We start from the raw sequence: 24,261 nt of genomic DNA, 5'->3' as shown, positions 1-24,261 counted from the left end.
ACTCTCACTTCTCACTCCTCTCCCCTTACTCCTGCTTCATCGCACCCTGTGCATCAGGCGATTGATCAGCGGCGAGATCAGCAAGAGGAAGACGCCTGCGCCTGCCAGCAGCCAGAAGCTGAAGGTGAAACCCGCCAGCGCAGACGCGGCCGTCATGCCACTTTCGCCACTGATGCGCCCGGCCAACAGGCCCGACAAGTTGCCACCCACCGCCAGCGACAGGAACCAGCCGCCCATGGCCAGACCCACCAGGCGCGGCGGCGCCAGCTTGGTCACCATCGACAGGCCGATCGGCGACAGACACAGCTCACCGATGGTCTGCAGCACATAGCAGGCCGTCAGCGGCCAGAACGGGATCAATCCCTTGCTGTTGACCGAATAGGTGAGCGCATACATCAGCGCGGTGAAGCCCAGGCCGTTGAACAACAAGCCGAGGCCGAACTTGCGCGGAATCGACGGCTCCTTGTGGCGTCGCGCCAGGAACGACCACACCTGGGTCACCAGCGGTGCCAGCACGATGATGGCTAATGGGCTCACCGACTGGAACCAGCCCACCGGGAACACCCAGCCGCCGAACATTTCGCGATCGACCATGTTGGCCGCGAGGAAGTTGAACGAGGTGCCGAGCTGGAAATAGAACATCCAGAACAGGATGTTGAACGCAAAGATGATCAGCATCGCGTACACGCGATGCAGCTGCACGCGGTCGTGGCGCATCGCCTCCACGATCAACATCGCCGCCACGCCAATGAACAGCAGGCCCAGCAGCCACTGCAGGCCATTGGCGCCGACAAAGGCCAGCAGCAGATAAACCAGCGGCACCGCCACCACGATGCCCAGCAGCACCCATAGGACACGCATGCGGCTGGCCGCTTCTGGCGCCGGACGACCCACCCCGTGCAGCCCGCGGCGACCAAACCAGAACCAGAACAGGCTCAGCACCATGCCCACGCCGGCCGCGCCGAACACGATCCGGTAGTTCTCCTGCATCGGCGTGTCGGAGAAATAGCTCGCCAGCCAGCCGGTGAGCAGCGGCGCCAGCAACGCGCCGCCGTTGATGCCCATGTAGAACAGAGTGAAACCACGGTCGCGGCGTTCGTCCGTCGGGCCATAGAGCTGCCCGACCATCGAGGAAATATTCGGTTTGAACAGGCCGTTGCCCACCACGACCATCGCCAGGCCAAACAGGAACAGGTCCTTGCTTGGCAGCATCACGACGAACAGGCCCAGCGCCATGACCGCCGCGCCGATCAGGATCGAGCGCTGGTAGCCGATGATCTTGTCCGCCACGTAGCCGCCAAAAATGCTCGAGGCGTAGATCAGCGCCGTATAAGCTCCGTAAATTTTGCTGGCCCACGCTTCGCCGGACGCATCGCCGTGATAAAAATGCGCCACGATGTACAAGGCCAGGGCCCAGCTGACGCTGTAAAACGCGAAGCGTTCCCAGAACTCCGTCATGAACAACATCCATAGCGGACGCGGATGCCCCAGCGTCTGCGGAAAATCAGGCGCCGACGCGTGCGCGGTCTCAGTGGTGTTGCTCATGCATGCCCCTTTGCAAACGAAACGGCGCTGCACGCGCCGTCAGTAGTTATCGAATGATGAATGTCGAAGATGACACGCACGATCAGGTGCCCAGTTCGGTGCGCACGTCCAGCAACTCCGGGAAAAACTCCAGGTCCAGCGCCTTTTTCAGGAAGGACACGCCGGAGGAACCACCGGTACCGCGCCGGTGTCCGATGATCCGCTCCACCGTTTTCATATGGCGGAAACGCCAAAGCTGGAAACTCTCTTCCACATCCACCAGCTGTTCGCACATGTGGTATTCGGGCCAGAACGTTGCACGGTTTTCGTAAATGCGCTTGAGCACGGGCAACAGGCCGTCATGCCGCTGATAAGGCTGGGACCAGTCGCGTTGCGTCAGCTCGCCCGGCACGTCGTGGCCGCGCCGCGCCAGATAGCCGAGGAATTCGTCGTACAGGCTGGGCGCTTCCAGCACGGCGCGCAGCGTGTCCTGCGCCGCAGGATCGTACGCAAACACCTGCAGCATCTGCGCGTTCTTGTTGCCGAGCAGGAATTCGATCTGCCGGTACTGCAGCGACTGGAAACCCGAGGAAGGCCCGAGCACACCGCGAAATTCCAGGTACTCGGCGGGGGTAAGCGTTTCCAGCACACCCCATTGCTCGAACAGCTGGCGCTGCACCTGTTTCACGCGCGCCAGGATCTTCAGGCATGGATCGATCTCATCGCGGCGCAGGTGCGCCACGGCGGCCTTCAGCTCGTGAATGATCAATTTCATCCACAGCTCGGCCACCTGGTGCTGCACGATGAACAGCATTTCGTCGTGGTGCGCCGGCTGGCTCAGCGGTTGCTGGGCCGACAGCAGGGTGTCCAGCCGCAGGTAGCCGCCATAGGTCAGTCGACCATTCAGGTCGAGTTCGATACCGGCCTCGAGGTCGCGCTGATTCTCGGTCATGGCCTTCCCTGTAACGGAAAAGCGTCATGGTAACCGGTGTTTGGGCCCACCCCGTACCACCCCGCATGCTGCACCGTGCCTTGCAGCGCAACATGCCCCCCTGTAATCATTTCCGTCTTGCTCAGGGCTTTACGTCCGCTGCTGGCCCCACTGGATGGGCCGCCGACGCCCGGCACCCCACTTTCTCATTACTCACTCCGGGAGCGAGTCGTGTCTATCGCCGCCAAGTTTGAAATCGAATACCTCCAGTATCTCGATGCTGAAGGCAAGCAGGTCCGTGACGATCTGCCTGAATTCGCCAAGGATCTCGACCACATGGTCGAGCTGTACAAGCTGATGCTGTCGACCCGCGTGTTCGACGCCAAGTCGGTCGCCCTGCAGCGCACCGGCAAGCTGGGCACCTATGCCAGCTGCCTGGGTCACGAAGCAGCGCATGTGGGCATCGGCAGCGCCATGAAGCCCGAAGACGTGCTGGCCCCCAGCTACCGCGAATACGGCGCGCAGCTGTATCGCGGCGTGCAGCCGCGCGAGGTCTACATGTACTGGGGCGGCGACGAGCGCGGCAACGACTACCAGAAAGAACCGGCCCGCCACGACTTTGCCTGGTCGGTGCCGATCGCCACGCAGTGCCTGCATGCCGCCGGTTCCGCGCTGGCGTTCAAGATCCGCAACGAGAAGCGCGTGGCCGTGTGCACCATCGGTGACGGTGGTTCGTCCAAGGGTGACTTCTACGGCGCCATCAATATCACCGGCGCGCAGAACCTGCCGATGGTGGCGGTGATCGTGAACAACCAGTGGGCCATTTCGGTGCCGCGCAAGATCCAGTCCGGCGCACCGACGCTGGCGCAGAAGGGTATCGCGGCCGGCCTGTTCTCCATCCAAGTCGACGGCAACGACATCATCGCCGTGCGCAAGGCGATGGAAGACGCGCTGGACCGTGCACGCAACGGCCAGGGTGGTTCGGTGATCGAGGCGGTGACCTATCGCCTGTCCGATCACACCACCGCCGACGATGCGCGCCGTTACCGTGGCGAGCAGGAAGTGAAGGACGCCTGGGCGAAGGAGCCGATGAAGCGCCTGCGCAACTGGCTGGTAGCCAAGGGCGTGTGGGACGACGCCAAGGAAGAAGCCTGGAAGGCGGAATGCGACGACTGGATGGACAACGAGGTGAACGCGTACCTCGAGACCAAGACCCAGCCGGTCACGGCGATGTTCGACTACACCTTCGCCGAAGTCCCCGCCGATCTCGCCAAGCAGCGCGATCTCGCCATCCAGCTCGACAAGAAGGCCCATTAAGTCATGGCACAGATCACCCTTATCGAAGCCGTCACCCAGGCACTCGCCTATGAAATGGCCCACGACGAGAGCGTCATGGTGCTGGGCGAAGACGTGGGCGTGAACGGTGGCGTGTTCCGCGCCACCCAGGGCCTGCAGGAAAAGTTCGGCGAACTGCGCGTGCTCGACACGCCGCTGGACGAAACCACCATTGCCGGCGTCACCGTGGGCCTCGCTGCCCAGGGCATGAAGCCAGTCGCCGAAGCGCAGTTCGAAGGCTTCATCTACCCGATGATGGAGCAGATCGCCTGTCACGCCGCGCGCATGCGCAACCGCACGCGCGGCCGCATCACCGTGCCGGCCGTGTGGCGCGCACCGTGGGGCGGCGGCATTCGCGCGCCGGAGCATCATTCGGAAGCGAACGAGCACCTGTTCACCAATATCCCGGGCCTGCGCGTGGTGATGCCGTCGTCGCCGGCGCGTGCCTATGGCCTGCTGCTCGCCGCGATCCGCGATCCGGATCCGGTGATGTTCTTCGAGCCCAAGCGCATCTACCGCCAGTACAAGGAAGAAGTGCCCGATGACGGCGAAGCCTTGCCGTTGGACGTGTGCTTCGTGCTGCGCGACGGCACCGACGTCACCCTCGTCTCGTGGGGCGCACAGGTGAAGGAAGCGCTGGAAGCCGCCGATGCGCTGGCTGAGGAAGGCATCAGCGCCGAAGTCATCGACGTGGCCACGCTGACCCCGCTGGACTTCGACACGATCGCCGAATCGGTGCAGAAGACCGGCCGCTGCGTGATCGTGCACGAAGCCCCGAAAACCGCGGGTTTCGGCGCCGAAATCGCCGCACGCCTAGCCGAGGAATGCATGTACGACCTGCTCGCGCCGGTCGAACGCGTCAGCGGCTACGACACCCACATCCCGCTGTTCCGCCTGGAAATGAAGTACATGCCGAGTGCCGAGCGCGTGGTGGAAGCCGCCAAGCGCGCACTGGCTGCCAGCTAAGAACATGCCCTTCGATGTCCCGGCCATGCCGGGCATCGCACAATGAACACTCCGCCTGACCACGGAATCAATCTCATGGCCGACATCAAGACTTTCTATCTGCCCGACCTCGGCGAAGGCCTGCCCGACGCCACCATCGTCGAGTGGCACGTGAAGGAAGGCGACACCATCAAGCTCGACGCACCGCTGTGCTCGATGGAAACCGCCAAAGCCGTCGTCGACGTGCCTTCGCCGTACACCGGCAAGGTGACCAAGCTGCACGGCGCCGCAGGCGACATCATCGAAACCGGTTCGGCACTGGCCGAATTCGAGCCCGATCCGAACGCCAAGCAGCGTGCCGAGGCCGAGTCCACCGGCCACCACCACGGCCCCAAGAAGGGCACCGGCAGCGCCACGGCCGATACGCACAAGGTCGTTGCCTCCGATGAAGGCGGCGAGATCGACAGCGGCAATGGCAAAGCCGATCGCGAAGACGAAGGCACCGTGGTCGGTGCGATGGTCTCCGGCAGCCACGTGCACGTGGAGCAGGCCTCCAGCGTCGGCGGCGTCAAGGCCGTGCCGGCGGTGCGTGCGCTCGCCAAGAAGCTCAAGGTCGACCTCGCCCGCGTGCAGCCCTCGGGCGCCGACGGCGTGGTCACCATGCAGGATGTGAAGAACGCCGCCGCCAACGGCAGCGCCGCCCTGGGCGCCGCACCGGCTCGCAGCAGCGTGCCGGCTTCCGCCGGTCGTCACCTGGTCCCGCAGCTGCCGGAACCCGACGCTCCGCGCACCGCCACCTCGCTCGCCGGCAAGCCGGTGCGCACCGCGCCGCCGAGCGTGCAGGCCAGCGGCCAGCCCGAACAGCTCAAGGGCGTGCGCCGCAATATGGCGCGCGTGATGGCCGAAGCCCACGCCAACGTGGTGCCGACCACCCTGGTGGACGACGCCGACCTGCACGCATGGATCGGCAAGCAGGACATCACCGCCCGCCTGATCCGTTCGATCGTGGTTGCCTGCAAGACCGTGCCGGCGCTCAACGCCTGGTTCGACGGCAAGAACCTCACCCGCACGCTGCACCCGCATGTGGACATCGGCATCGCCGTGGACACCGAGGAAGGCCTGTTCGTGCCGGCCCTGCGCAATGCCGACGTGCTCGATGGCGCCGGCATCCGCGCGGCGATCAAGCGCCTGCGCACGTCGGTGGAAGACCGCACGATTCCCGCGTCGGAACTCAGCGGCTACACCATCAGCCTGTCGAACTTCGGCATGTTCGCCGGTCGCTACGCCACGCCGGTCGTTGTGCCGCCGTGCGTTGCCATCATCGGTGCGGGCAAGCTGAGCCACGACGTGGTGGCCGTGATGGGCGGCATCGAAGTGCATCGCCGCATGCCGATCTCGATCACCTTCGATCACCGCGCCGCCACCGGCGGTGAAGCGGCACGCTTCCTCAAGGCGCTGCTCGACGATTTGTCGCTGCCGAACTAAGGCAATCTAAGCGTACGAAGAGCCCCGGCCATGCCGGGGCTTTTTTTATGCGCGAAACGTTGACGGCCCCTGCACCCGGCCTCGCACTACGATCGATGGCCGCTCATCACGGGACCGCCGCCATGCATCACAGCCGACTGTGCACCATCGTGATCGACTGCAAGACGGACAACCTGGCCGATGCCGCCACCTTCTGGAGCCACGCCCTGGGCAAATCCATCGTCACCCTGGACGAGGATGGCGATGGCAAGTACGCCCGGCTTGCGTCCGCCGATGACGAGCCCATCATCCTGTTGCAACGCGTCGAGCACGACAACCGCGTGCATCTGGATATTGAAACGGACGATATCGAAGCCGAAGTGCAGCGCATGGAGAAGCTCGGCGCCACGCGGGTCCATTACGTGCCCGACCGCTGGTGGGTCATGCAGGCGCCGAGCGGGCATCGCTTCTGTGTGGTTCGCCCGCAGCGAGAGGAATTCGGGCCGCATCTCAATCGCTGGGGTTAGTGCCACCTAGAGCACCATGCCACACCTGTGGGAGCGCACCCTGTGCGCGACGCAGCGCCACGTCGCTTCCGCTCCGTAGGTTTGTCGCGCACAGGGTGCGCTCCCACAGAAAATCCAGACACCCTACCCTTGTAGGAGCGCACCTTGTGCGCGACCGCGGCGCGATGGCGTCTACGCTCCGTAGGATTGTCGCGCACAGGGTGCGCTCCCACAGAAGATCAGCGGTGGTGTTTCAGTAATCGCGAATATCCAGCGCCACAAACCCGCGCACGCTGTAACCCTTCTCCGCTGCAGGCCACGAGAGCGACGCCAACAGGCGATCGCCGGCCGGCCACGCGGCATTGTCGAGCAAGGCCTCGGCGGTAACCGCGCCATCGTCGCCACGACGATAGAACAGCCGCACCCAATGCAGCTCCGGGTTCAACGACTCGCTCTGCAACGCAGTGCGAAGCTGGGCGACCAAGCCGGCGGGCGGCTCCACGCCATCCTGACTCGACAGCCACGGCGCAACGAACACATCCCACGTACGGATACCAAAATCCCAACTCTGCAGCTGCATGCGCCGATCGTCGGTGACGTACCAGCACGCCGCCAGCAACACATGGAACACGCCATGCTCAAACGCGCGCAGCGCATCCAGGCAACCCGCTTCACCACCGCCAACGCCGGCGAAACTCTCTTCGATATGGCGATCCTCACTGATCACCACATCGACATCCAGACGGCCGGGTTCGCCCGCGGCGCCTTCGAACCAGCTGGCGCGCACGGCGGGGAAATCGCCGTCCGTCATCAGCCACTCTTCGTCGGGTTCCAGTTCGACGTCATGGCGTTCGAACAGGCGCAGTAGGTATCGCTGGAGGTCGGCGTCTTGCATGGTCGTTTCCTGCTTCAGTGCGCGTGAGGGCGCCATACGAGCTGGCGCACGATCAGCGCCAGCACCAATACCACGACGCATGCGCCGTAACCGTAGAGCGCCGGCAGCACCTGCTGCCAGATGGCGCCGCTGGAAGGGCCGTACTGGCCCACCGTGGGCACCGTCGCCGTATCGAACGCCGTGCTCGCACACTCCACCGCGGCGAACGCAGCGAGCAGCAAGGCCGCCACATCGAAGTATCGGCGCAGGCGCGTGCGCGGCAGGCTCTTGGGATAGGACCAGAACGCCCAGCCCAAGATCAGCAACCAGGGCGCGAGCATGAGGATGGCCAGATAACGCATACGTCAGTTCACTCCATGAAAGCCGAGCGCTTTATTCTTGCGCTGCCAGTTGGTCGAGCGCGCCGCGCAGGCGATCGAGCGCTTCGTCGCGTGCCTGCTCGCCGTCGTATGCCGGCGTGGCGCCGACCTGGTCGCCGTCGATTTCCAGCACCAGGGCCTGCGGCTGCACCTGCACCACGGCCGATACGCTGCCCAGTTCCTTGATGCGCTTCTGCATCGCGCCGGCTGCCTTGGGATCGGCAAACGAACGCGACAGCAGCAGCTCTTCGCCGTCGGCGGAGAACAGGCGGAAACGGAAACTGCCATCGGCATCGCGGAAGCTGGCGAAGCGCGCGGACTTGCCACCCTTAGCAGCAGTCGCCTTGGTGCCACCGGTGCCCGATGCCACCGCTGCACCCGAACGCAGGCCAATCGCATCACGCAGTTCTGCAATCTTGGGCGCAGCAATCGCACGCGCCTTCTTGGCGCCTTCCTGCAGGATCTCCTCGATCACCGCCGGGCGCGCCATCAAGGCGTTGTAGCTTTCTCGCATCGGCGCAACATCCACTTCCAGGCGCTCGAACAACACCTGCTTGGCCTCGCCCCAACCCAGTCCATCGACCAGTGCCTGGCGGAACGCGGTGGACTCGGCGTCGCTGGCGAAGGCGCGGAAGATGGTGAACAGCGAGGAGCTGTCCGGATCCTTCGCTTCGCCCGGCAGGCGCGAATCGGTGACGATGCGCATGATGGAATCGCGCAGATGCTTCTGCCCACCCGCGAACAGCGGAATGGTGTTGTCGTAACTCTTGGACATCTTGCGGCCATCGAGGCCGGGCAGCGTCGCCACCTGTTCCTCGATCACCACTTCGGGCAACGCGAAGAATTCGCGGCCGTAGATATGGTTGAAACGCTGAGCGATGTCGCGCGCCATTTCGATGTGCTGGATCTGGTCGCGGCCCACCGGCACCTTGTTCGCGTTGAACGCGAGGATGTCGGCCGCCATCAGCACCGGATACATGTACAGGCCGGCGGTGATGCCGGCATCGGCGTCCTCGCCGCTTTCCGTGTTCTTATCCACGGACGCCTTGTAAGCATGCGCGCGATTGAGCAAACCCTTCGCGGTGACGCAGGTGAGGAACCAGGTCAGCTCGGGTATTTCCGGAATATCGGACTGGCGATAAAACGTGACCTTCTGCGGATCCAGGCCCGCGGCCAGCCATGTGGCGGCAATTTCCAGGCGAGAACGCTCGATGCGCGCCGGATCGTCGCTCTTGATCAGCGCGTGGTAGTCGGCCATGAAGTAGAACGCATCCACGTCGTCGCGCCTGCTCGCGGCAACGGCCGGGCGGATCGCGCCGACGTAATTGCCCAGGTGGGGCGTGCCGGTGGTGGTGATGCCGGTGAGTACGCGGGTCTTCATGTGCTGGTTTCTTCGTATTGTTTGGTGTTGGCGATCAGCGGATCAGCGTGGACTTGCCGAACAGCGACTCCACCAGGTCCACGGCCAGGCGCGCGGTCTGGTTCTTCTTGTCGAAGGCGGGATTGAGTTCGACGATGTCCAACGAACTGACGCGGCCACTGTCCGCGATCATCTCCATGCACAGCTGTGCCTCGCGATAATTCGGGCCACCGCGCACGGTGGTGCCCACGCCCGGCGCGATGGTCGGGTCGAGGAAGTCCACGTCGAAGCTCACGTGCAGATGCGTGTTTTCGTCCACACCGGCGAGGGCTTCTTCCATCGTGCGCTTCATGCCCACTTCGTCGATGTGGCGCATGTCGAAGATGCTCACCTGCGACTCGCGCACGAGACGCTTTTCGCCCTCATCCACCGAACGGATGCCGATCTGGCGGAACGCCGCCGGAGAAGTAGCCGGCACATGGCCACCCATCTCGACCAATTCCTTCGGTCCATTGCCGCACAGGCAGGCCACCGGCATGCCGTGGATATTCCCCGACGGAGTGGCATCGGCCGTGTTGAAGTCGGCGTGCGCATCCAGCCACAGCACGCGCAGCGTCTTGCCCGTGTCGCGGCAATGACGCGCGATGGCGCTGATCGAACCGATCGCCAGGCAATGATCGCCACCCAGCATCACCGGCACGCGACCGGCGGTGAGTTCGGCGTAGATCGCCTCATGCACGGCCTGGTTCCAGGCCACCACTTCTGGCAGATGGCGATAGCCGTTCACCGGCGGCTGCCACGGATTGAGCGGTCCCTGCAGGTTGCCGCGATCGACCACTTCCAGCCCGCGCTTGGCCAGCCGGGCGGCGAGGTTTGCTACGCGCAGTGCTTCGGGTCCCATGGACGCGCCGCGATGCCCCGCGCCAATGTCCGTGGGAACGCCGATCAGGGAGAGTGCCTTGTTGACCATGAAAACCTGCAGTGTCAAAGCGGAATACGAGTCGTCCTAGTGTGCCAGAGGCAGACGACGTTGCCGCCATGTGTTCAAACTGCCGTCCAGCAGACGCACATGGGTATAGCCCAACGATGTAAGCGTTTCCTGCGCCCTGGCAGCGCGCTTCCCGGAGACGCAATACACCACGATCTCGCTGTCGCGGGGCACGCCGAGAACGCCGGCGCGGCTGGCCAACTGGTCGACGGGGATATTGAGTGCGCCTGCAATGTGGCCGTCGAGGTATTCGTCGGACCCGCGCACATCGACCAGCACCGGCGCCTGCCCGGCCTGCTGGCGTTGCAGCAGTTGCGAGGCGTTGATTGGCGCATCTGCCCCGATGGCGGTACCCATGCCCGCCAGCATCAGCAGTGCGGCCAGGTGGGCCTTGAGCATGCGGGAAACCCTCGATCTGGTGCCGGCAGCAGGAGTCGAACCCGCGACCTACTGATTACAAATCAGTTGCTCTACCAACTGAGCTATACCGGCGAAGAAGCGAAGTCTAACAGGCCCCCGCGGTGCAACGCCAAAGGCCTCAGAAGCAGCCGGTGCTATGCGAACCCACGCCGCGCACGCGATTGCGCCAGTCGGTGTGGCCGTTGTCGGCGATCACTACGTCCAGCCAGTACTCGGCCACGCTTTCGGTGCGTTCGGTCATCTGGGCCGGGAATCCGGCGGCGACCACTTGTTCGCGACGGCGGCGGGCGTTGGCGGGATCCTTGAACAGCCCCAGCGAAATCGTGTTGGACTGGTCACCGGCGCTGACCACGAAGTATTCGCCGACATTGGCCGCGGCCAGACGGCGGCCCAGCTCCAGCGCCTTGTCGCGGCTGCCACCGCCCGGCAGGTAGACCCACCACCCGGTGGTCTGCGTGGTTTGTTCCTGGCGCTGGCGCATGCGTGCCGCCTGACTGGTCAGCGCGCTGCGCGCGTTGCGCATGTCGGTTTGCGTGGCGAACGGGCCCAGGGCCATGCAGGTATAGGTGTTGGGTCGCGATGGCGGCGGCGGCGCGGGCGCGGGGGGCTGCGCCACCGGCGCGGCATTGGACGTCGGGCCTGCTGCGGTCGCCGCTGTCGCGGCGCCAATGGTCGTTGTCGGCGACGCCGGTGCCGGTGCGCTCGAGGGCGCCGGCGGGCGCTCGCTCAGCAGGTGCAGTTCGGGCACGCCGGCATCGGTGGCGCTGCGGCCGTGCACGTCGTCCTGGCCCAGCAACAGCCACGCGCCTACCGCAATATTGAGTGCGATCAGCAGGACAAAGAGCAGGCGCAGGAACATCGATGATCCGTCAGGCAAGCGGCGGGAGAGCTGGCATTCTAGGGAGCCTGCTCGATGGGTGAATGTGCGTCGGACCACACGGATAGTCCGCGCAGCACACTGTCCTGACTCAGCCGCGCCGGATGGGCGATCAATGGCGCCAGCGCCTCGGCATCGCCGCCCCCCAGGATCAGCTGCGGGGAACCGCCCAGCGATGCGGACATATGCGCGACGAAACGTTCCACCAGCGCCGCAGCAGCCTGCCAGCAACCCGATGCCACGGCATCGGGCGTGTTGTCGGCCACCTCCAGCACCTGGCCGGGGCGGTCGACCAGCACGCGCGCGGTCGCGCCCAGCAGCGACTGCTGCATCAACTGCGGTCCCGGCGCGATCAAGCCGCCGAGGTGGCGGCCATCGGCGTCGAGTGCATCGAGGGTCAGCGCGGTACCCACGCCAGCCATCACACACGGGGCCAACCCTTCGGCGCGAGCGGCCACCATGCCGAGGAAGCGGTCCACGCCCAAGCGGCCTGGTTCGGCATAGGCGTTGCGCACGCCACAGGCTTCCGCCGGCGTGCGCAGCCAGGTCGTGGTCCGCGCAAAACTGGTCGACACCACGGCGGCAATCTGCGCTTCGCGAGCGCCATCCACCACCGAAGCGCCGAATACATCGCCGGGTATCGACAGCTGCCGCCATGCCTCATGCAGCACCAGCGCAACGTCCTCGTTCCATGCGACGGCGCCCTGCTCGCGCCATTGCGTGCCCTCGCGCAGCGCCCACTTCAGGCGCGTGTTGCCCAGATCGAGCAGGAGCCTCATGCGCGACGCACCGTGACGTCGGCGCTGTCGATGCGATGCAGGCCATCCTCGGCCTGCAGCAGCAAGGCGCCGCGCGCATCCACGCCGGCGCCCACGCCTTCCAGCATGGCCTGCGGGCCTTGCACGCGCAGCGGCTTGCCACGCAGCAGGTCATGGCGTGCATATTCATCGACAAAGGCCGCAAAACCCTCTCGCTCGAACTGTTCGAGCCCTTCGGCCAACGCAGTCATCAGAGCCGCCGCCACGCGATTGCGATCCGGCGCCCGACCCGCCAGGGTGGCGAGATCATTCACGGGCTGACCCGCCTGTTCCTGCAGGGCCGCGGTGAGGCGCACGTTCAAACCCACGCCGACGATAGCCGCGCATGGCCCCTGATATTCGCCGCCGAGTTCGACCAGGATGCCGGCGAGCTTGCCGCCGTCGCTGAGCACATCGTTGGGCCATTTCAAGCCGGCGCCTTCGATGCCCAAGGAAGCGAGCGTACGCATCACGATGACGCCGACCGCCAGCGACAGTCCCGACAGCGCGGCAAAACCGCCATCGAAGCGCTTGAGGCAGGACAGATACACATTGAGGCCCGGCGGCGACAGCCATGACCGGCCGCGACGGCCGCGTCCGGCGGTCTGGGTTTCCGCCAGCACCATGCTCAGGTCGGGCAGATCGGCCTGGCGGCGCTGGATCTCACTGGAGGTCGAGTCGATCTCCCAATGCAGCTCCAGCGTGCCCAGGCGTTTGCCCAGCCTGGCAGGCAGCAAGTCACGCAGCGTGGGCAGGTTCAACAACTGCACCGGCCAGGGCAGGCAATAACCAGCCGTGCCGCGCGACTCCACCGGAACGCCGCGTGCACGCAACGCCTCGACCTGTTTCCAGATGGCTGCCCGGGTCACCCCTGTGCGCTCGGCCAGCTGGGCGCCCGACACCATGCCGCCGTCCGCCAAGGCCACGAGCAAGTCCTGTGGCTGCATCAGGCGGCATCCCGCGCCGATCGACCGCGTTGGCGGCGTCCGTGGCGAGCTGGGGACGGGATCAGGGAGCGTGACATCCAGCGATTCTAGCCTGCCGAGCCTGCCCTACGCCGCTCGCCACACCGCTCGGGGTCCGTGACTTCTGGGACTCGCAAGCCTTGCACGAGGGTTACGCAGGCACTGGTATCACCGCGATTTTTCTGCCAGCATCAAGCTCTTCGATTGCGGATCAAGGGGTTGAGCCGCCATGGGTGTCGCGAAGTTCTTGTTTGGCTGTGTTCTATGCGTCGGCGGCGTCAGTGCTGCATCGGCCATGGATGCGGACGGCCAGGATCTGAGCTCGATGCAGCGCACCGTGGACACCGGCTCCGGCAGTCACGACGGCGCGAGCGGCAGCGGGGGCGATGCCCTGGGTCTGTCGCGCGAGGCCAACACCGCCCCTGCCGCTTCTTCTTCGTCCAGCGACAACTGCCCCACCACGGCCCCGGCGCGTGCGCCGCGCAGCCGCCAGAACCACATCGGCTGGCAGTCCTTGTTGCCGGGCTCCATCCAGTAACGACCCAACTCGTGTCGGCTGCCTGGTGGCGGCGCTTACGCGCCTATGTCACGCCTCCCCCGCTTGCTGACGAACCCTGGCGCATCGCGCTGCAGGGTTGTCCGCTGGCTCAACGTCTCGATCACGCGCGTCAGAACGAATTGCGTCGACTCGTTGGTGTGTTCCTCGCACGCAAGCGCTTCCATCCTCTGGGCGGTGTCGAACTGTCTGACGCCGATTGCGCCTTGATCGCCATGCAAGCCTGCGTGCCCGTGCTACGCCAAGGCCCGCGCAACCTGCGCGGCTGGCGAGACATCCTGGTGTATCCCGGCGAGTTCCGCGTCAAGCGCAGCCATCACGACGACCGCAGTGGCGTGGTCACCGAAAGCGAGGACGTACTGATCGGCGAAGCCTGGGAACACGGCCCGCTGGTGTTGTCGCTCGCCGACGTGCAGCTCGACCTCGCCCATCCGTGGGACGGCTATAACGTGGTCGTGCACGAGATCGCCCACAAGCTCGACATGCTCGACGGGCCGCCTGATGGCGTGCCGCTGCTGCCTGCGAACATTCCACGACGACAATGGATTGTTGCGTTCCAGCGCGCGTTTGATTTGTTGTCAAATGACGTGGCGCGTGGACGGGACACCTTGATTGATCCGTACGCTGCCGAAAGTCCGGACGAATTTTTTGCCGTGGTGAGTGAGTTGCATTGGTCGCAGCCGTCGGTGCTGCGTCGGGCGGATGCTGCTGTCGCCGGATTGCTTGAGGCGTATTACGGGCCGTCGCCTGCGCCAGGTTGATGCTGCGTAAAAGCGGCCATCCGCAGCACATCACTGTGGGAGCGCACCCTGTGCGCGACTAGCCTACGGAGAGATACATCCCAGCGCTGCGGTCGCGCACAAGTGCGCTCCTACAAGGGTTACGCAGGTTCGTGGGTTGAGGATCAATCTTGCCGGTCGGCTCTTCTGTGGGAGCGCACCCTGTGCGCGACRAACCTACGGAGCGGTACACCCCWGCGTGGCCGTCGCGCACAGGGTGCGCTCCCACAGACAAGCCAAGCGCCAGGCGCGGCAYCAAGTGCGCCATCTGTGACCCACAGCCGATGCGCAGCGAGGCCCCGCTTTAAGTCCTCAGCGATTCTGGCGCGTTGCGCAGCGCTTGGAAGTATCCCCTGTGTACCCTCGGAGGTTGTCCCACAACAGCGCGCCTCAAGCGTTCGGGCTTATCCCAGCACGATGCTGCGGGCGTTATCAGGCCATTCTCTTTGGGTTACTTTCGACGCGAAGCTAGTCCCGAGGGATCTCTTGGGCCAGCAAGAGAAAAGTGACTCGGTCGGCGGCAGCCGATCGAAACGCCCGCCGCGTAGGCGGCACCCTTGCGGTAACGCGACAACCAGAAACCGAGGCTCTGGCTCCCGGCCTGCGCCGGGACGACGGCGAAGAAGAAACGTTCCCGCGAGCACCCGCCCCTCACCCCAGCCCTCTCCCCGCAGGGGAGACGGAGCAAAGCTAGAGCAAGGCTAGAGCAGCGCCAACAACGCGGCCCTCGGCAACTTCCCCGTCTCGTTGCGCGGCAACCCGGCCACCAACTTCAACGGCCGCGGCAAAAACACCGGATCCACCGACTGACGGAATGCGTCCAGGATGGTCTGCTCATCCATGTCCGGCGCCACCGCGAGCGCCGCAATGCGATGCACACCGAGCGCATCGCCGTTCTCCAGCTGGAACACCACGCCGTCCTTCACACCCGGGATCGCCTGCAGCCGACGGGTGAGATCACCGAGCGAAGCACGCTTGCCGGCAATCTCGAGCAAGTCCGAATGACGTCCGCACAAGCGGAAACGGCGTCCGCCGTCATGCAGCGTCACGATGTCGGCCAGCGTCATCGGCTCATCCAGCTGCGGTGCGCGCACCTGCGTGCCGTCGGGCTGGGGATGCAGCTGCACGTCGTCGTACAGCAGCCACGGCTCGTCATTGGCCGAACGGCGGCTGGCGAACACGCAGGTTTCCGTGGATCCGAACACTTCCAGCAGCGGCGCGCCGAAACGCGCCTCAGCCGCCTGCGCAAGCTCCACCGGCATCGGCGCGGTGGCGGACACCATGGCGTCGATCGGCGGCAACGTCACGCCCGATTCGATCAGCGCACGCAGATGCACCGGTGTGGTGATCAGCACGCGCGGCGCGGGTACCTCGGCCAACGCAGCCGCCACGTCCGCCGGCAGCAGCGGGCGGCCCGCATGGACGGCGATATGCCCGAGCAGGGGCAGCAGCACGGACATCTCCATGCCGTACATGTGCTGCGGCGGCACCGTCGCCACCACGTGGAACTGCGTGGCCACCGAGTCGTGCAGCATGCGCAGGTTGCCCGCATTGCTGGCGTTGAAGCTGCCCCAGGTCTTGGGGTTGCCCTTGGGCGTGCCGGTCGAGCCGGAGGTGTAGCCAATCGCCACGACCTGGTCGGCCGGCAGGGTCGGAATCGTCAGGTCTGCCTGCGACTCGGGGACGTCCATCAGGCTCGGCAGATGCCGGTAATGGCTCGGCGGCGCATCGAGTGCAAGTTCGCCCAGGGCATAGCTGCCGGGATGAGCGGCCATCACCTCGGCCACGGCCTGCGGTGCGCGCGAGGACGGCAGCAGGTTGGTCTGGCCACGCAGCGCAATGGCGCAGAAGGCCACCAGGAAGGCGTAGCGGTCTTCGCACAGGTTCACGGCGGCAGGGGCCACCGGCAGCTGCTCGGCGACCGCCAGCACGTGCACCAGGAAGCGCGCGGCGGTGACCGGCTCGCCATCGCGCCACACCAGCGGGCGATCCGGCGCGGTCGCTGCCAGCAACGGCAACTCGATGGCGGATCGTTCGAGCTGGACGTTTTCAAAAACGATGGCCAAGGTGTTCTCCGGCAACGGCAGTCTGCCCCTCGGTCCGGCCAGGCCGGTCCGACGTGCGGACGGAATAGAGAGCCCGCGATGATCCCCATCCTCGCGGTAGCCACTGAATCACTCCCTACTGAGAGCGCGTGGCATGCGGAAACCGTTCATCCTCGCTGACCCGGTCAGCAAGTCCTTGCGGCTTCACTCAGGCACGGATGATAGCGCCCGAGAGCGCATCGCGGATCACGGTGGGGCGTAGCTGATCGCCGGTCGGTGCGTCCAGCAGGCCGTCCAGCGCGGGTCCGAAGTAGCCGGCAGCTACGTCAGCGGTGCGCGCCGGCGGCTCGCCATGCGGATTGGCGCTGGTGGAAACCAGGGCGGCGCCATAGGCGCGGCATAGCGCAGCAGCAGGTTCGTGCGCCGTCACGCGCAGGGCGATGCCGGCGTGCGCGCCGGCCACCCAGGCCGGAACGTCCGCGGAGCGCGGAAAGATCCAGGTGTTGGGTCCGGGCCAGCTCTCGCGCACCTGCGCCAGCACGGCGGCGGGCACGGCGGACAGATCGATATAGCGCTCGACCTGGGCAAACTCCGACGCAATCAACAGCACGCCCTGGGTGGGTGGCCGTTGCTTGAGCGCAAACAGGCGCTCGAACGCGACGGGATTGTGCGGATCGCAACCGAGGCCGAACACGGCCTCGGTCGGATAGGCCAGCACACCGCCGCGGCGCAGCAGCGCGGCGGCGGCATCCAGGTCGGACAGGCTGAAGCGAGCCGTCACTCAGGCTTCCGTTGCCGCCTTCTTGGCGGCAGCTTTCTTGGTGGCGGTCTTGGCCGGAGCCTTTTTGGCCGCCGTCTTCTTCGTGGCGGTCTTCTTGCTCGCAGCCTTTTTGACGGTGGTCTTCTTCGCCGGGGCCTTCTTGGTGGCCGTCTTGCTGGCGGCCGCCTTCTTGGCCGCCGGCTTCTTCTCGGCGGCTGCCTTCTTGGCGGTCTTCTTGAACGCGCCGCGGCCCTTCTTGACCGGTGCGGCGGCGAGCAATTCGATGCACTGCGCTTCGGTCAGTTCCTTCGGCTCCTGGTCCTTGGGAATGCGCGCGTTCTTTTCGCCATCGGTGATGTACGCACCGAAGCGGCCGTTGAGCACCTGCACGCCGTTGCCGAAGTCCTGGATGATGCGGTTGGCGATCATCTCCAGTTTCTCCTGCACGATCTGCAGGGCGCGCGGCAATTCGATGGTGTACGGATCGTCTTCAGGCTTGAGCGAGGCGTACGTGCTGCCTTGCTTCACGAACGGACCGAAGCGGCCCACGCCCACCGACACTTCATCGCCGTTCTCAGCCTGGCCGAGCTTGCGCGGCAGCTTGAACAGCTCCAGCGCGTCGGCCAGCGTGATGGTGTGCATGCTCTGGCCCTGACGCAAGCTTGCGAACTGCAGCTTCTCGTCCGTGTCCTTGTCGCCGATCTGCGCATACGGCCCGTAGCGGCCCAGGCGCACCGACACCGGCTTGCCGCTCTTGGGATCGCTGCCCAGCTCGCGCGCGCCGGTCGCTTCGCTGCGATCGACGGTTTCGGTCTTCTCGTCCACCTGCTGCTTGAACGGCTGCCAGAAGCGCTCCATCAGCGGCACCCAGGCTTCTTCGCCACGGCTCACCGCGTCCAGCTCGTCTTCGAGCTTGGCGGTGAAGTCGTAGTCGACATAGCGGGTGAAATGCGCCGTGAGGAACTTGCTCACCGCGCGGCCCACGTCGGTCGGCTTGAAGCGGCGGCTGTCGAGGAACACGTATTCGCGGTTGAGCAGCACCTGGATGATGCTGGCATAGGTCGACGGACGGCCGATGCCGTGCTCTTCCAGCGTCTTGACCAGGCTCGCTTCGGAGTAGCGCGGCGGCGGCTCGGTGAAGTGCTGGTCGGCCAGGATGTCCTGCAGCGCCACTTTCTCGCCCACGTCGAGCTTGGGCAGGCGGCGGCCTTCGTCATCGTCGTCGGCGGTCTTCTGGTCGCGGCCTTCCTCGTATACGGCGAGGAAGCCCGGATCGACCACGGTGGTGCCGGTCGAACGGAACGAGGCATCGCCACCGTGCACGTGCGGCACGGCGAATTCCACCGACACGGTGTTGAGGGTGGCGTGGATCATCTGGCACGCAACCGTGCGCTTCCAGATCAGCTCGTAAAGCTTGCGCTGCTCATCGTTGAGATACGCCGACACGTCGCGCGGCGTGCGCATGGCCGAGGTCGGGCGAATCGCCTCATGCGCTTCCTGCGCGTTCTTGGATTTGGACTTGTAGGCCTGCGCATGATCCGGCAGCGCCTTGGTGCCGAAGTCGCGTGCGATCAACTCGCGCAACTCGACCACGGCGTCCTCGGACAGTGCCACCGAGTCGGTACGCATATAGCTGATCAGGCCAACGTTGCCCTCGCTGCCGATCGACACGCCTTCGTACAGACCCTGCGCGACCTTCATGGTGCGGCTGGTGGAGAAACCGAGCTTGCGCGCGGCCTCCTGCTGCAGCGTGGAGGTGGTGAACGGCGGGGCCGGGCGGCGCTTGCGCTCCTTGCTGCCAACCTCGCTGACGGTGAGGTGGCCGTGTGCCGCCTGCTTCAGCGCATGGCGAGCGGCCAGCGCATCGTGCTCGTTGGTGAGGTCGAACTGCTCGAACTTCTTGCCGTTGAGCTTGGTGAGGCGGGCGTTGAAATCACCCTCCGGGTGGCGCATCGCCGCTTCAATGGTCCAGTACTCGCGAGCGACGAAGGCTTCGATCTCTTCCTCGCGCTCCACGATCATGCGCAGCGCGGGCGACTGCACGCGGCCGGCGGAAAGACCGCGCTGCACCTTGCGCCACAGCACCGGCGAAAGATTGAAGCCCACCAGGTAGTCCAGCGCGCGGCGCGCCTGCTGCGCATCGACCATGTCCAGCGACAGCTGGCGCGGTGAGGCCACGGCGGCCTTGATCGCCTTGGGCGTGATCTCGGAGAACACCACGCGATGCAGCGTCTTGCCCTTGGTCAGGCCGCGCTCCTTGAGGATCTCGCTGATATGCCAGGAGATCGCCTCACCTTCGCGATCCAAGTCGGTCGCCAGATAGATGTCGTCGGCCAGCTTGGCCGCCTTGGCGATGGCGTCGACGTGTTTCTCGTTGCGGTCGATGACCTCGTAGGCCATGGCGAAGTTGTTGTCCGGGTCGACCGCCCCTTCCTTCGGGCGCAAGTCGCGCACGTGGCCATAGGAAGCCAGGACCTGGAAGTCCTTGCCGAGATATTTATTGATCGTCTTCGCCTTAGCCGGCGACTCGACGATAAGCAGGTTTTTTGCCATGAAGCTTGCTATCCGCCATCTATAGCCGACCTGTCCGGGCCGGCTTCCTATATTTAGTTAAAGGCATGGCGGCATCACGCCGTCAAGCTGAACCATGTGAAAGCGCGCTGCAGTTGGCCTTACGCTAGCCCGGCAAGCGTTGGTAGCGATTGCCTGGCAGCGCTTCGACCTGGCCGTCCAGCTCCAGCATCAACAACACAGATGTAAGGTCTGCGACAGTTTTGCCGGTGAAACCCGCCAGATCGTCGAGCGCGACCGGCCCGTAACCGAGCGCGTCGAGCAAGGCCCGGCGGGATGGATCGGCTTCGGACGCCGTCTCTTGAGGAGACGCGACGGCAAGGCCTTGTAACCGGCTTGCCAGCTCACGCCCCAGCGCGACAGCAACAGGAGCAAGCGCTTCCACGATTTCGGCAGCCGTTTCGACCAACCGCGCACCATCGCGAATCAGCCGATGGCAACCGTGAGCGAGGGGATTATGTATGGAACCGGGCAAAGCGAATACCTCGCGCCCCTGTTCGGCCGCCAGGCGGCCCGTGATCAGCGAGCCCGATTGCAGGCCGGCCTCGATCACCAGGGTGCCCAGCGACAAGCCGGCGATCAGGCGATTGCGGCGGGGAAAGTGATCCGCGCGGCCCGGCGTCCCCGGCGGAAACTCACTCACGAGCGCACCCTCGGCCGCCAGCCGCCGGGCCAGGGCCTGGTGCTTGTGCGGGTAGACGCGGTCCAGTCCGGTGCCCACCACGGCCACCGTAGGCAGCCCGGCCTCGAGCGCGGCCAGATGGGCAGCACCATCGATGCCCTCGGCCATGCCGCTGGTGATGGTGAAGCCGGCATGGCCCAGGTCCTGGGCGAAGGCGCGCGCGTCGGCGCAACCGCTCAGGGTCGCCGCGCGAGCGCCGACGATGGCCAACTGCGCGTGCAACAGCAGGCTGGCGTCGCCGGCGACAAACAGCACCGCCGGCGGCTGCGCAATCGCTTCGAGCTGCGGGGGGAAGTCCTCGTCGGTGTACAGCATCAGGCGATGGCCGGGCTGCGCCAGCCAGGCCAGATCGGCGTCGAGACGGCGCGGGTCGGGGCGCTGCAGCCAGCGGCGGGTGTCGGCGGGCAGGTCGGCCAGTCGTTGCTGGAGAGCCGCGAGCACGGCATCGACCTGGCCGTCATGGGCCGCCAGCTGTTCGCGCAGCGCGCCCGGCCCGAGGCGCGGCGTGCGCAGCAGGATCAGCCAGGTGCGTAGATGTTGAGGGTCGTTCATCGCCGTCCAGCCTAGGCACGGCGCAAAAAAAAACGGCGCGGTCGTGACCGCGCCGTTCTGTCGTCCTGTACCGCCGGGGTTTTAGTTCGGCAGTTCGAGCTTGTCGTGCCTGTGCACCGGGCGCAGGCCATCCATGATCAGGCCGTAGCTGACGCGGTCGAAGGTGCGGAACACCATCACGTGTCCCACGAACTCCTGGGGCAGCGTCACGTCCACGCCGGTGCCGCGATTCCAGCTGTTGTGGGCGACGTCGTCGTTGATGGTTTCGCCCGGCTGGTAGATCGAATAGGTCTGGCCGTTGTCCACGCCATCCTGCGAGCCGATATTCAACGCCACTACCTGATGCGGACCCACCGCATCGTAGGCATCGGCGAAGGCGATCACGCGCGCATTGCCCGGCAGCGACTTGGGCGCATGCGGGTAGTAGTAGGCGTCATACGGCTTGTCGTCGATCGGCAACAGGCGGTCGCCCTTGTTGATCTCCATGGTGCCGTTCAACAGCAGCAAGGTGGTCGGGTCGCCGGTGCGCAACACCTCGGCGGTGCCGATCACCATCACCTCGGTACCGATGTCCTCGCCATGGCCGTAGTGGCCGTCCGCGCGGAAATCTTCCTTCCACGGCGTCTGGACCAGCGACACATTGCTGTCCAGCGGATGGGCGACCAGATCCGAACCACTGTCGCGACCCTTCTTGCTGTCGAAGTCGCGGAAGGTCTGGGTGGGACGCACGATCGCAAAGCGCTGGCCCGGCTCGGACTGCAGGTTGCGGGCATAGACGTTCTTGCCCACCGTGCCGCGCAGATCCGCTTCCTCGAAGCCCACCACGTAAGGCAGTGCCTTGACCTGGTCGCTGTTGAGTACGCGCATTTCCTTGAGGAACGTCTGCAGCTGATCCAGCGGAATGGCCGGCACTGCATCGCCCTCGGCACGCACGCGGGGCTGCAAGCCCAGGCGCGGACCGTTGGCAAACGACAGATTCAGCACGTCACCCGGATAGATGAGATGTGGGTTCTGCACTTGCGGGTTGGCTTGCCAGATTTCCGGCCACAGCCACGGCTTGGACAGGAAACGTGCGGAAATCGCCCAAAGGGTGTCGCCCTTTCGAACCGTATAGGTATCCGGGTGATCGGCACGCAATTGCGCGCCCGCAGCGTAAACAGCCACCGTGACCAGCATGCCGGCCAGCAGCCCTATGGACTTTCTGATCATAAACGGGAATCCCCCATCCCCCGACGCTCGGGCGAGTGTAACCGAACAACTTGTTCACGCAACCGTGACCAGTTGGCAAAACAGCATGCCAGACGGGCGCTTGGCGGCGTACAATAAAGGTCATTCTAGATGCGCCCGGGGCTTGGTTTTCACCGATTCGCCCGCAGTTTCGGCGCTTGAGGTAAAGCCATGTCCGTACTGACCATCATCGAATTTCCCGATCCCCGCCTGCGTACCAAGGCCGAACCGGTGACCGTGTTCGACGCCGAACTCAAGCAGTTCGTGGCCGATATGTTCGAGACCATGTATGACGCCAATGGTGTCGGCCTGGCCGCTACCCAGGTGAATGTACACAAGCAGGTGCTGGTGGCCGACATGAGCGACGAGCGCAATGAGCCGCTGGCGCTGATCAATGCACGCATCATCGAGAAGGACGGCGCCCAGGTCTACCAGGAAGGCTGCCTGTCGTTCCCGGGCATTTACGCCGATGTCACCCGCGCCCTCAAGGTGAAGGTGAAAGCCAACGACGTGGACGGCAACGAGATCGAGCACGAGTTTGAAGGCCCGCTGGCCGTGTGCGTGCAGCACGAGATGGATCACCTCGCCGGCAAGGTGTTCGTGGACTATCTGTCGCCGCTCAAGCGCTCCATGTTGCTCAAGCGCCTGGAAAAGCAGCGCAAGCAGGCGGCCACCGCTTGAAGCTCCGCGTCGTCTTCGCGGGCACTCCCGAATTCTCCGTACCCTGCCTTGAAGCGTGCCGTGCGAGCGGTGCGCAGGTGGTGGCGGTCTACACCCAACCCGATCGCCCCGCCGGTCGCGGCCGCAAACTCACACCCAGCCCGGTCAAACAGGCGGCCCTGGCAGCCGACATTCCCGTCGAGCAACCCGAATCGCTGAAGTCCGACGAGGCACGGGCCACACTGGCCGCGTACGCGCCGGACCTGATGGTGGTGGTGGCTTACGGCTTGATTCTTCCGCGCAAGGTGCTGGCCATTCCGCGCCTGGGCTGCTGGAACGTGCACGCCAGCCTGCTGCCGCGCTGGCGCGGCGCGGCGCCGATCCAGCGCGCCATCCTGGCCGGCGACAGCGAAAGCGGCGTCGACCTGATGCAGATGGAAGCCGGCCTGGATACCGGCCCGGTACTGCTGGAGCGCCGCACGCCGATCAGCGGCGAGGACACCGGCGGCTCGCTGCATGATCGCCTCTCCATGTTGGGCGCCGACGTGCTCGCTGAGGGTCTGGCGCGTGTGATGGCCGGTGAAAGCTTGGCCCCCCAGGCCCAGCCGGACGAAGGCGTCACCTACGCGCACAAGTTGGACAAGGCCGAGGCGCGACTCGACTTCACGCGACCGGCGATTGAGTTGGAGCGCCAGGTGCGCGCCTTTGATCCGTGGCCGGTGGCTGAAGGTGAAGTCGCTGGCGAAATGCTGCGAATCTGGGCCGCGCGCGCCATCGAAGGCAGCGGTGCGCCGGGTTCGGTGCTTGGCATAAGCCGCGAGGGTATCGATATCGCCTGCGGTGAAGGCGTGCTGCGGGTAACCGCGTTGCAGCGTGCGGGTGGCAAGCGCATTACGGCGGCCGATTACTTCAACGCCATGAAGACTCGCGGCCTCTAAAGATCGGCATTCCGGCGCAGGCCGGAATCCAGTAGCGGGAACCATTGGCTTTCGCGACGCCAGTGGTAAGTCTCATGAGCGCCAGCGAAAACCGAGCACTGACGCTACTGGATTCCGGCCTGCGC

The 24,261-nt window shown here is 65.3% G+C and carries 23 protein-coding genes and 1 tRNA gene; 8 read left to right on the top strand and 16 right to left on the bottom strand.

The window, feature by feature from the left end; all coding sequences use genetic code 11:
* Nucleotides 1–36: 36 nt before the first annotated feature.
* Nucleotides 37–1,545 (bottom strand): peptide MFS transporter, encoded by a 1,509-nt coding sequence (locus AB4Y82_RS05960; RefSeq protein ID WP_441604700.1) that lies wholly within the window; start codon nt 1,543–1,545, stop codon nt 37–39.
* Between the two features lie 82 nt (nt 1,546–1,627).
* Nucleotides 1,628–2,476, bottom strand: a complete 849-nt coding sequence (locus tag AB4Y82_RS05955; protein WP_441604701.1) for a tryptophan 2,3-dioxygenase — start codon at nt 2,474–2,476, stop codon at nt 1,628–1,630.
* Between the two features lie 210 nt (nt 2,477–2,686).
* Between AB4Y82_RS05955 and pdhA the strand changes: the two genes are divergently transcribed.
* The 4 genes from pdhA (at nt 2,687) to AB4Y82_RS05935 (ending at nt 6,726) form a co-directional block, all read left to right on the top strand.
* Nucleotides 2,687–3,772: a pyruvate dehydrogenase (acetyl-transferring) E1 component subunit alpha gene (pdhA, locus tag AB4Y82_RS05950; protein ID WP_204636063.1), complete on the top strand. Its 1,086-nt coding sequence runs from the start codon at nt 2,687–2,689 to the stop codon at nt 3,770–3,772.
* A gap of 3 nt (nt 3,773–3,775) precedes the next feature.
* On the top strand, nt 3,776–4,756 hold the full coding sequence (locus AB4Y82_RS05945; RefSeq protein WP_441604702.1) for an alpha-ketoacid dehydrogenase subunit beta: 981 nt from the start codon (nt 3,776–3,778) through the stop codon (nt 4,754–4,756).
* 75 nt (nt 4,757–4,831) lie between these two features.
* Nucleotides 4,832–6,220 (top strand): dihydrolipoamide acetyltransferase family protein, encoded by a 1,389-nt coding sequence (locus AB4Y82_RS05940; protein ID WP_441611159.1) that lies wholly within the window; start codon nt 4,832–4,834, stop codon nt 6,218–6,220.
* A gap of 122 nt (nt 6,221–6,342) precedes the next feature.
* The gene (locus AB4Y82_RS05935) at nt 6,343–6,726 is read left to right on the top strand and encodes a VOC family protein (RefSeq protein ID WP_441604704.1); all 384 of its coding nucleotides are present in this window, start codon (nt 6,343–6,345) and stop codon (nt 6,724–6,726) included.
* 232 nt (nt 6,727–6,958) lie between these two features.
* Here AB4Y82_RS05935 and AB4Y82_RS05930 read toward each other — a convergent pair whose 3' ends face one another.
* The 9 genes from AB4Y82_RS05930 to AB4Y82_RS05890 form a co-directional block, all read right to left on the bottom strand.
* Nucleotides 6,959–7,600, bottom strand: coding sequence for a DUF6348 family protein (locus tag AB4Y82_RS05930; RefSeq protein WP_441604705.1), 642 nt, complete (start codon nt 7,598–7,600; stop codon nt 6,959–6,961).
* Nucleotides 7,601–7,614: 14 nt separating this feature from the next.
* A complete protein-coding gene (locus AB4Y82_RS05925; RefSeq protein WP_121877849.1) occupies nt 7,615–7,941 on the bottom strand; it encodes a hypothetical protein in 327 nt (108 codons plus the stop codon).
* Between the two features lie 31 nt (nt 7,942–7,972).
* Entirely contained in the window at nt 7,973–9,340 is a 1,368-nt protein-coding gene (locus AB4Y82_RS05920) for a tryptophan--tRNA ligase (RefSeq protein ID WP_441604706.1), read from the bottom strand.
* 34 nt (nt 9,341–9,374) lie between these two features.
* Nucleotides 9,375–10,289, bottom strand: coding sequence for an arginase (gene rocF, locus AB4Y82_RS05915; protein ID WP_441604707.1), 915 nt, complete (start codon nt 10,287–10,289; stop codon nt 9,375–9,377).
* A 36-nt stretch (nt 10,290–10,325) separates the two neighbouring features.
* The gene (locus AB4Y82_RS05910) at nt 10,326–10,706 is read right to left on the bottom strand and encodes a rhodanese-like domain-containing protein (RefSeq protein WP_441604708.1); all 381 of its coding nucleotides are present in this window, start codon (nt 10,704–10,706) and stop codon (nt 10,326–10,328) included.
* A gap of 17 nt (nt 10,707–10,723) precedes the next feature.
* Nucleotides 10,724–10,799 (bottom strand) — tRNA-Thr (locus AB4Y82_RS05905).
* A gap of 46 nt (nt 10,800–10,845) precedes the next feature.
* Nucleotides 10,846–11,586, bottom strand: a complete 741-nt coding sequence (locus AB4Y82_RS05900; protein ID WP_441604709.1) for an SPOR domain-containing protein — start codon at nt 11,584–11,586, stop codon at nt 10,846–10,848.
* Nucleotides 11,587–11,624: 38 nt separating this feature from the next.
* On the bottom strand, nt 11,625–12,383 hold the full coding sequence (locus tag AB4Y82_RS05895) for a type III pantothenate kinase (protein WP_441604710.1): 759 nt from the start codon (nt 12,381–12,383) through the stop codon (nt 11,625–11,627).
* Nucleotides 12,380–13,348, bottom strand: a complete 969-nt coding sequence (locus AB4Y82_RS05890) for a biotin--[acetyl-CoA-carboxylase] ligase (protein WP_441611158.1) — start codon at nt 13,346–13,348, stop codon at nt 12,380–12,382. Before AB4Y82_RS05890 ends, AB4Y82_RS05895 begins: the two co-directional genes overlap by 4 nt.
* Before the next feature lie 247 nt (nt 13,349–13,595).
* On the opposite strand from AB4Y82_RS05890, the gene AB4Y82_RS05885 reads away from it, so the two are divergent.
* Together AB4Y82_RS05885 and AB4Y82_RS05880 are read left to right on the top strand one after the other, a co-directional pair.
* Nucleotides 13,596–13,904, top strand: coding sequence for a hypothetical protein (locus AB4Y82_RS05885; RefSeq protein ID WP_441604712.1), 309 nt, complete (start codon nt 13,596–13,598; stop codon nt 13,902–13,904).
* Nucleotides 13,905–13,915: 11 nt separating this feature from the next.
* Nucleotides 13,916–14,683, top strand: a complete 768-nt coding sequence (locus AB4Y82_RS05880) for a zinc-dependent peptidase (RefSeq protein ID WP_441604713.1) — start codon at nt 13,916–13,918, stop codon at nt 14,681–14,683.
* 719 nt (nt 14,684–15,402) lie between these two features.
* Here AB4Y82_RS05880 and AB4Y82_RS05875 read toward each other — a convergent pair.
* The 5 genes from AB4Y82_RS05875 to AB4Y82_RS05855 all read right to left on the bottom strand — a co-directional run bounded on the left by AB4Y82_RS05875 (nt 15,403) and on the right by AB4Y82_RS05855 (nt 22,520).
* Nucleotides 15,403–16,767: an AMP-binding protein gene (locus AB4Y82_RS05875; RefSeq protein WP_441601921.1), complete on the bottom strand. Its 1,365-nt coding sequence runs from the start codon at nt 16,765–16,767 to the stop codon at nt 15,403–15,405.
* A 187-nt stretch (nt 16,768–16,954) separates the two neighbouring features.
* Complete coding sequence (locus tag AB4Y82_RS05870; RefSeq protein ID WP_441601920.1) at nt 16,955–17,527, bottom strand: L-threonylcarbamoyladenylate synthase; 573 nt, start codon at nt 17,525–17,527, stop codon at nt 16,955–16,957.
* On the bottom strand, nt 17,528–20,059 hold the full coding sequence (locus tag AB4Y82_RS05865; protein WP_441601919.1) for a DNA topoisomerase I: 2,532 nt from the start codon (nt 20,057–20,059) through the stop codon (nt 17,528–17,530).
* Between the two features lie 124 nt (nt 20,060–20,183).
* On the bottom strand, nt 20,184–21,311 hold the full coding sequence (gene dprA, locus AB4Y82_RS05860) for a DNA-processing protein DprA (RefSeq protein WP_441601918.1): 1,128 nt from the start codon (nt 21,309–21,311) through the stop codon (nt 20,184–20,186).
* An 81-nt stretch (nt 21,312–21,392) separates the two neighbouring features.
* Complete coding sequence (locus tag AB4Y82_RS05855; protein ID WP_441601917.1) at nt 21,393–22,520, bottom strand: LysM peptidoglycan-binding domain-containing protein; 1,128 nt, start codon at nt 22,518–22,520, stop codon at nt 21,393–21,395.
* 189 nt (nt 22,521–22,709) lie between these two features.
* On the opposite strand from AB4Y82_RS05855, the gene def reads away from it, so the two are divergent.
* Together def and fmt are read left to right on the top strand one after the other, a co-directional pair.
* A complete protein-coding gene (gene def, locus AB4Y82_RS05850) occupies nt 22,710–23,219 on the top strand; it encodes a peptide deformylase (protein WP_441601916.1) in 510 nt (169 codons plus the stop codon).
* Nucleotides 23,216–24,136, top strand: coding sequence for a methionyl-tRNA formyltransferase (fmt, locus tag AB4Y82_RS05845; RefSeq protein ID WP_441601915.1), 921 nt, complete (start codon nt 23,216–23,218; stop codon nt 24,134–24,136). The genes def and fmt overlap by 4 nt, the downstream gene beginning before the upstream one ends.
* The last annotated feature ends 125 nt before the right edge of the window (nt 24,137–24,261 follow it).

Source organism: Dyella sp. 2YAF14 (assembly GCF_052114725.1).
Classification (GTDB): domain Bacteria; phylum Pseudomonadota; class Gammaproteobacteria; order Xanthomonadales; family Rhodanobacteraceae; genus Dyella.
This window is presented reverse-complemented; position numbering and strand designations above follow the sequence as displayed.